General features: G+C 66.6%; 9 protein-coding genes and 1 pseudogene. 6 read left to right on the top strand and 4 right to left on the bottom strand.

From position 1 onward, the window contains the following. Together VFA16_RS20900 and VFA16_RS20895 are read right to left on the bottom strand one after the other, a co-directional pair. Positions 1-356, bottom strand: a pseudogene (locus VFA16_RS20900) (hypothetical protein); the annotation flags it as partial. Between the two features lie 18 nt (positions 357-374). Continuing rightward, complete coding sequence (locus VFA16_RS20895) at positions 375-1,817, bottom strand: DEAD/DEAH box helicase (RefSeq protein WP_324969663.1); 1,443 nt, start codon at positions 1,815-1,817, stop codon at positions 375-377. 304 nt (positions 1,818-2,121) lie between these two features. Here VFA16_RS20895 and VFA16_RS20890 point away from each other — a divergent pair, with 304 nt between their 5' ends. Next, positions 2,122-2,817: a ferritin-like fold-containing protein gene (locus VFA16_RS20890; protein ID WP_324969662.1), complete on the top strand. Its 696-nt coding sequence runs from the start codon at positions 2,122-2,124 to the stop codon at positions 2,815-2,817. A gap of 49 nt (positions 2,818-2,866) precedes the next feature. Here the strand turns inward: VFA16_RS20890 and VFA16_RS20885 are convergent, their stop codons facing one another. Then, positions 2,867-3,145 (bottom strand): MmpS family transport accessory protein, encoded by a 279-nt coding sequence (locus tag VFA16_RS20885; RefSeq protein ID WP_324969661.1) that lies wholly within the window; start codon positions 3,143-3,145, stop codon positions 2,867-2,869. Between VFA16_RS20885 and VFA16_RS20880 the strand changes: the two genes are divergently transcribed. The 3 genes from VFA16_RS20880 to VFA16_RS20870 all read left to right on the top strand — a co-directional run bounded on the left by VFA16_RS20880 (position 3,132) and on the right by VFA16_RS20870 (position 3,957). Continuing rightward, positions 3,132-3,365, top strand: coding sequence for a hypothetical protein (locus VFA16_RS20880; RefSeq protein ID WP_324969660.1), 234 nt, complete (start codon positions 3,132-3,134; stop codon positions 3,363-3,365). The genes VFA16_RS20885 and VFA16_RS20880 overlap by 14 nt on opposite strands. A gap of 71 nt (positions 3,366-3,436) precedes the next feature. Then, on the top strand, positions 3,437-3,619 hold the full coding sequence (locus tag VFA16_RS20875; protein WP_324969659.1) for a hypothetical protein: 183 nt from the start codon (positions 3,437-3,439) through the stop codon (positions 3,617-3,619). 89 nt (positions 3,620-3,708) lie between these two features. Further along, positions 3,709-3,957 carry a DUF3107 domain-containing protein gene (locus VFA16_RS20870; protein ID WP_324969658.1) on the top strand — a complete coding sequence of 83 codons (249 nt, stop codon included), beginning with the start codon at positions 3,709-3,711 and terminating at the stop codon, positions 3,955-3,957. Here the strand turns inward: VFA16_RS20870 and VFA16_RS20865 are convergent. After that, positions 3,944-4,624: a TetR/AcrR family transcriptional regulator gene (locus VFA16_RS20865; protein ID WP_324969657.1), complete on the bottom strand. Its 681-nt coding sequence runs from the start codon at positions 4,622-4,624 to the stop codon at positions 3,944-3,946. The two genes, VFA16_RS20870 and VFA16_RS20865, sit on opposite strands and share 14 nt — an antisense overlap. Before the next feature lie 204 nt (positions 4,625-4,828). Here VFA16_RS20865 and VFA16_RS20860 point away from each other — a divergent pair, with 204 nt between their 5' ends. Together VFA16_RS20860 and VFA16_RS20855 are read left to right on the top strand one after the other, a co-directional pair. Next, positions 4,829-5,854: a DUF3152 domain-containing protein gene (locus tag VFA16_RS20860; protein WP_324969656.1), complete on the top strand. Its 1,026-nt coding sequence runs from the start codon at positions 4,829-4,831 to the stop codon at positions 5,852-5,854. A 177-nt stretch (positions 5,855-6,031) separates the two neighbouring features. Beyond that, on the top strand, positions 6,032-6,695 hold a 664-nt coding region (locus VFA16_RS20855), incomplete at its 3' end, for a ThiF family adenylyltransferase (RefSeq protein ID WP_324969655.1).

Raw genomic sequence — 6,695 nt, 5'->3', positions numbered from 1 at the left:
GCGTAGCGGTAGACCCACGACACCGCGCACAGATCGCTGTCGCGGGCGTAACTCCACCGCGACTCGCCGGTGCCGGGGTCGCGACCGACCACCGTGTGCTTGTCGGCGGTGACGACCGTGCCGGCCACGACCACCGGCCGGTTGGTGCCCGTGCTGGTCGCGGTCCACAGTTGGCGCAGCGACGACGGGACCGCACGCGCAGGCGTCGGATTGGGCGGCGCAACGGCGGCGGGGCGGCTGATGGTCGCGCGCGCGTCGCTGGTCCACCAGATCAGGACAGCGGCCACCGCGACAACCACCGCGATCGCCGCGGCGGCCACTATGTCGGCCTTGGTGCGGCGTTCTGGTCGGACCATCGCGCGGCGGCGGCCGCTTTAGTTGGCGGGTGCGGCGGCGCTTGCCGCTTTACGCGGCCGGCGACGACGGCGGCGACCACTGTGTGCGCCATCACCGGCGGGCGTCTCGGCGACCGCCTCACCGTTGGTGGTGGGATGGCCGCTGGCCGGTTTGCCCGCCCGGGTGCGCCGCCGCGACCTGTTGCCGTTACGCGGCGCGGATCCGTCGCGCTTGCTCTGGGTGGTGCGCGGCGTCCCGACTGTGCCGCCGGCTTCGGCCGGGATGCCCAATTCGGCGTACAGATGCGGCGAACTCGAATAGGTCTCCGGCGGTTCCGGGCAACCCAGCTCCAGCGCCTTATCGATCATCGCCCAGCGGGCCAGTTCGTCCCAGTCGACCAGGGTGACCGCGACGCCGGTGCGCCCGGCGCGACCGGTGCGGCCGATACGGTGCACGTAGGTCTTCTCGTCGTCGGGGCACTGGTAGTTGATGACGTGGGTGACGTCGTCGATGTCAATCCCGCGGGCGGCCACGTCGGTGGCGACCAGCACGTCGATGTCACCCGTGCGGAAGGCCTTGAGCGCTTTTTCCCGCGCGACCTGACCCAGGTCGCCGTGCACTGCGCCAACTGCGAAGCCTCGCTCGGCCAGCTCGTCGGCCACCTTCTGGGCGGTGCGCTTGGTGCGGGTGAAGATCATGGTGGCGCCGCGCTCCCGGGCCTGCAGCACCCGGCTGACCAGCTCGAGCTTGTCCAGTGCGTGCGCGCGGTAGACGTACTGATCGGTGGCGTCGTGTACCGCCGAGGCGTCCGGGGCCTCGGCCCGGATGTGGGTGGGCTGGTTCATGAACGTGCGCGCCAGCTTGATGATGGGGTTCGGCATGGTTGCCGAGAACAGCATCGCTTGGCGGTCGTCCGGAATCTGGCTCAAGATGCGCTCGATGTCTGGCAGGAAGCCCAAGTCGAGCATCTCGTCGGCCTCGTCGAGCACCAGCACCCGCAGACCGCCCAGCTGCAGGTGTCGCTGCTGAGCCAGGTCGAGCAGCCGACCGGGCGTGCCAACCACCACGTCGGCGCCGGCACGCAGCGCTTCGATCTGCGGCTCGTAGGGGCGTCCGCCGTAGATGGACACCACCGACAGCGGCCGGCCGTCATCAGCGGTGAGGTATTTGGCGGCGCCGGCCAGATCCTCAGAGACCTGCAGGCACAGCTCGCGGGTAGGGACCACGACGAGCGCTCGGGGTACGCCGCTCAAGTCGCCGGCGGCGGAGATGCGCTGTAGCAGCGGCACGCCGAACGCGAGGGTCTTGCCCATGCCGGTGCGGGCCTGACCGATCAGGTCATCGCCGGCGAGAGCCACCGGCAGGGTGAGTTCTTGGATGGCAAACGGGCGTTCGATGTCCTGATCGGCTAATGCGCGGACAATTTCGTCGCGAACTCCGAGGTTGGCAAAGGTCAGATGGGGTGTGACAAGTGGTGTCATGCGTGGGCGATAAGCCTTTCGGTGTCAGGTTCAGTCAAATCTCGTCGCGGTTCGTCGAGTTCCGGGCGCGCACGAGTTTCTGACTCCGAATACGTTGCCGATTCGCGGGCCCTGCGCTGCACAGGCGGGCCAACTGCATGCACGCACATAATCGTTCGGTAGCTGTACAGCCGCTACCGACTTCCATCATAGCTGGCGGGTTACGACGCCAGCCTGTCGCCGCCCGGTCGGCGCGGCGAAGCCGATCGCCAGGGCGGCGAAGCCGGTCGCAGCGGGTCGCCACCAGCACGCATAGAGTGTTGCCATGACTTCGCCTTCGCGCGCCGACCAGGCGGCCGATCCGCAGTCGCCGCGGCTTCCCGCGGACCACCCCGGCGTCAACAAGCTGTTCGCGGTGCTGGCCTACGGTGAAATCGCCGCCTTCTACCGGCTCGCCGAGCAGGCGAAAATGGCGCCCGACCTGCGCGGCCGGATTTCGATGGCGAGCATGGCGGCCGCGGAGATGGGCCACTACGAGCTGCTGCGTGACGCCATGGAACGCCGGGGTGTCGAGGTGGTGGCGGCGATGGCGGAGTTCGCGTCGGCCCTCGACAACTATCACCGGCTGACCACGCCGAGCACCTGGCTGGAGGCGCTGGTGAAGACCTATGTCGGTGATGCGCTGGCCGCCGACTTCTACCTGGAAATCGCCGACGGGCTGCCCGACGAGGTCGCCGACGTGGTGCGCGCGGCGCTGGCCGAAACCGAGCACTCGCAGTTCGTGGTCGCCGAGGTGCGCGCCGCGGTGACCCGCAGCAGCAAACAGCGCAGCCGGCTGGCACTCTGGTCGCGCCGCCTGCTCGGTGAAGCGATCACCCAGGCCCAATACGTGCTGGCCGAACACGACGAGCTGGTCGATCTGGTGGTCTCGGGCACCGACGGTCTGACCCAGCTCCCGGGATTCTTCGACCGCGTCCAGCGCACCCATGACCAACGGATGCGCGAGCTCGGGCTGACCTAAAGGCTCCGCAGGTGGGTGGTTCCGTGAGCGGGGCCGCACTGGTTTCGGCCTACCGTGTACAGGTGGCGATCATCGTGTGGTTCGTCGACGCGACGATCGTCTGACCGGCCGCATCGCTGATCGCGCAGTTGAGCTGACCGGCAAGGCTCGTGGCAATCACGGACTTGGTCTGCACGCCCGGGTTCAACACGATTGTCTTGCTCCACGGCAGCGACACGTTGAAGTCGGTTTGGGGCATCCCCTGCGCATCGGTGTAAATCACCGTCACCAGGTCGAAGAGCTGCTGCTTTGTCCCCGTTACCGAATAGACGACCATGCGTGGATTCACCGCGGGCGGGCTGGCCTCCGACGACGGGCTCGGCTCTACGGTGGGGATCGGTGACGGCGTTGTGGTGGGCGCGGCCGACGGCGTCAAGGTCGTCACTGTCTCGCGTGGCAGCGACGTCGGCGGTGCGGCCGTCGGGACGCTTGGCCTCGGTGTGGCGATGACATGGCGCGTCGGTGGCGGCCCCACCGTGGCCGTGGTCGACGTGCTGTCACCGCCGTAGAGGATCAGCCCGGTGGCAATCACGGCGAGCACCAGCACAGCACCGGCGATCGCGGCGATCGGCCGCCAGCGATGGTCAAATACGCCGGCGTCGTGGTCGGCGCCGACGTAGGTCTCCTCGTCCGGGTAATCGTGGACGTCGGTATCAGAGTGATCAATGATGCTAATGATGCTGATGGTATCGGCTGGGAACTGCGGATTCCGGTGCCGCGCGGGCGTGTCGGCCAGCCGTTGTCACAGCTGGACGTTCGCTGACGGGAAGTGGCTGGTGCGCGGAGTCATCGCCGCTTCCACTAGCCTGCATGCGGGAACGCTTGTACTGGACTCGAACGGAGGCGTCTGACGTGGAGGTCAAGATCGGTATCACGGACAGCCCACGCGAGCTGGTCTTTACCAGCGCGCAGACGCCCGATGAAGTCCAGGAACTGGTCACCTCCGCGTTGGGGAAGCAGTCGGATGTGTTGAGCCTGGCTGACGAGCGGGGCCGCCGGTTCCTGATCAACACCGAAAAGATCGCCTACGTCGAGATCGGCGTCTCCGAGTCGCGCCGCGTTGGCTTTGGGATCGGGCTGGAGTCGGCTACGAGCGGGTGAGCGGCACATGTGACAGCCCGCCCCAGGCGAACTGCACCGTGCCGTCCACCGCGTCTTCTTTGGAGATCGGGCGATCGGCGTCCAGCCAGTACCTGGCGCAATCGACGCTGATGCCCACCAGACCCACCGCGATCATCCGGGCCCGGTGCGGATCCAGCCCTGAATCGGCGCTGATCAAGTCGAACACCGCGTCGGTGCAGGACTCGGTAGCGACCCGTACCTGTGCGGCGACCTGAGGCTCGGTGACGTAGTCGTTCTCGAAGATCAGCCGGTAGCCCTGATTTTCGTGCTCGATGAAGTCGAAGAATGCCTGCACCGCGGAGCTCAACCGTTGGTAGTTGTCGGTGGTTGTCCGCAGCGCCTGACGCACGCTGGACACCAGGTTCTCAACGTGCCGTTGGAGCACCGCCAGATACAGTTCCAGCTTGCTGGAAAAGTGTTGATACAGAACGGGTTTGCTTACTCCGGCCCGGTCGGCGATCTCGTCCATTCCGGCCGCGTGGTAGCCGCGGTCGACGAAAATCTCACTGGCGGCGATCAGCAATTGGCCACGCCGCTCATCGCGGGGAAGCCGGTTACCGCGGCGGTTCGGCGCTGCGCCGCTGCCTAGCGACCGGTCGACGTGTTCAGCGCTACTCCGTGCAGTCGCGTTCGCTAGTTCGCTCATCAAGTCCTCGATCTGGGTTGTCGGCCACATAACTTCGGCGTCGCCGCACACGGCTTGTTCGAATGACACTACTACCCCGGCTCGACCGCCCTCGCGAATTCCCGGCCGCCATCGACGGATTAGACGGCGGCGCACCAGCGTGCGGCAGCACCCTACGGGCGCGCCAAGGGTCCCAGCTAGCGGTAGCTGTGCCATCCTGGGGCGGTGACCTACGACTCGGCGCAGCGCGGGGGAAGTCGGGTACCCGTCCTCCGCGACGAGTGGCGAGAACCGCTGCGCGCTCAGCGCGACCCGCTCGCCTGGGGCTCCGGTCGGCCACGCTCCAACCGCGACAGGGAGCGGCGCTGGCGCAAACAAACGTGGCTGGGTCGCTTTGTGTCCACCTATGGCTGGCGCGCCTATGCGCTGCCGGTGCTGACCGCGGTCACGGTCGTGGTGCTGTATCAGACCATGACCGGAACCAGTGCTCCTGCTCCTACCTCGCACGACCCGGCACAGGGTCCGCCGACGATCGGGGTGGTGGGCACGTCGATCATCGACGCGCCTCCTCGCGGCTTGACCGAGTTCGACGCCAATCTGCCGACGGGGCTGTTGCCGGCGGGGGGCCCGTTCACCGAGGCCGGGGCTAAGACCTGGCACATCGTTCCCGGCACCATGCCCCAATTCGGGCAGGGCACTGCCAAGGTCTTCCGATACACCGTCGAGGTGGAGAACGGGGTGGACACCACGACCTTCGGCGGCGATGACGCGTTCGTGCGGATGGTCGACGAGACGTTGTCCAATCCCAAGAGCTGGACCCATAATCCGCAATTTGCGTTCGTCCGGATCGACACCGGCAATCCCGACTTCCGGATCTCGTTGAGCTCGCCGATGACGATCCGCGAAGGTTGCGGCTACGAGATTCCGCTGGAAACCTCCTGCTACAACCCAGTGTTCGGCCATGAGTCGCAGCCGCGAGTCCTCATCAACGAGGCACGCTGGATCCGCGGAGCTGTCCCCTTCGAAGGCGATGTGGGTTCCTACCGCCAATATGTGATCAACCATGAAGTGGGCCACGCCATCGGTTATCAGCGCCATGAGCCCTGCGACAAGCAAGGCGCTTTAGCGCCGGTGATGATGCAGCAGACGTTTTCCACGGCCAACAATGACGAGGCCAAGTTCGACCCCGAGTGGGTCAAACCGGACGGCAAGACGTGCCGGTTCAACCCGTGGCCCTACCCGATCGCCTAGCCCGGCGACCGATGCGCGCCGCGTAGCGGCGGGAGGAGGAGCCGGGCAATCCGGACAACGGCGCCGGGCGGGAAGCATCGCGGGCAACGCACGGTTGATCTGTTTGCCGTCGAGGAAGACAACTGCTGTGACGGTTGTGGCTGACGGACCTGAGAAGTTAGACCAAGGAGATATCCGGTGTCGACATCGTTGCCGCCGCTGGTCGAGCCAGCAGCCCAACTCACCCGGGAGGAGGTTGCGCGCTACAGCCGCCACCTGATCATCCCGGATCTCGGGGTAGACGGGCAGAAGCGGCTGAAAAACGCCAGAGTGCTGGTGATCGGCGCAGGCGGTCTGGGAGCGCCGACGCTGCTGTACCTGGCCGCCGCCGGTGTCGGCACCATCGGCATCGTCGACTACGACGTTGTCGACGAGTCGAATCTGCAGCGCCAGATCATCCACGGCGTATCCGACATCGGCCGACCCAAGACCCAGTCCGCGCGCGACTCGATCGCCGAGGTCAACCCGCTGGTGCAGGTGCGGCTGCACGAGACGAAGCTGGAGCCGGGCAACGCCGTCGACCTGTTCAAGCAATACGACCTGATCCTGGACGGCACCGACAACTTCGCGACCCGGTATCTGGTCAACGACGCCGCGGTGCTGGCCAAAAAGCCGTACGTCTGGGGATCGATCTACCGCTTCGAAGGCCAGGTCTCGGTGTTTTGGGAGGACGCGCCGAACGGCCATGGCCTCAACTACCGGGACCTCTACCCCGAACCGCCGCCACCCGGCATGGTGCCGTCGTGCGCCGAAGGCGGGGTGCTGGGCATCCTGTGCGCCTCGATCGCGTCGGTGATGGGCA

Source organism: Mycobacterium sp. (assembly GCF_035653355.1).
Lineage (GTDB): Bacteria > Actinomycetota > Actinomycetes > Mycobacteriales > Mycobacteriaceae > Mycobacterium.
The sequence above is the reverse complement of the archived record's forward strand: the minus strand, read 5'-3'. Positions and strand labels throughout refer to the sequence as shown.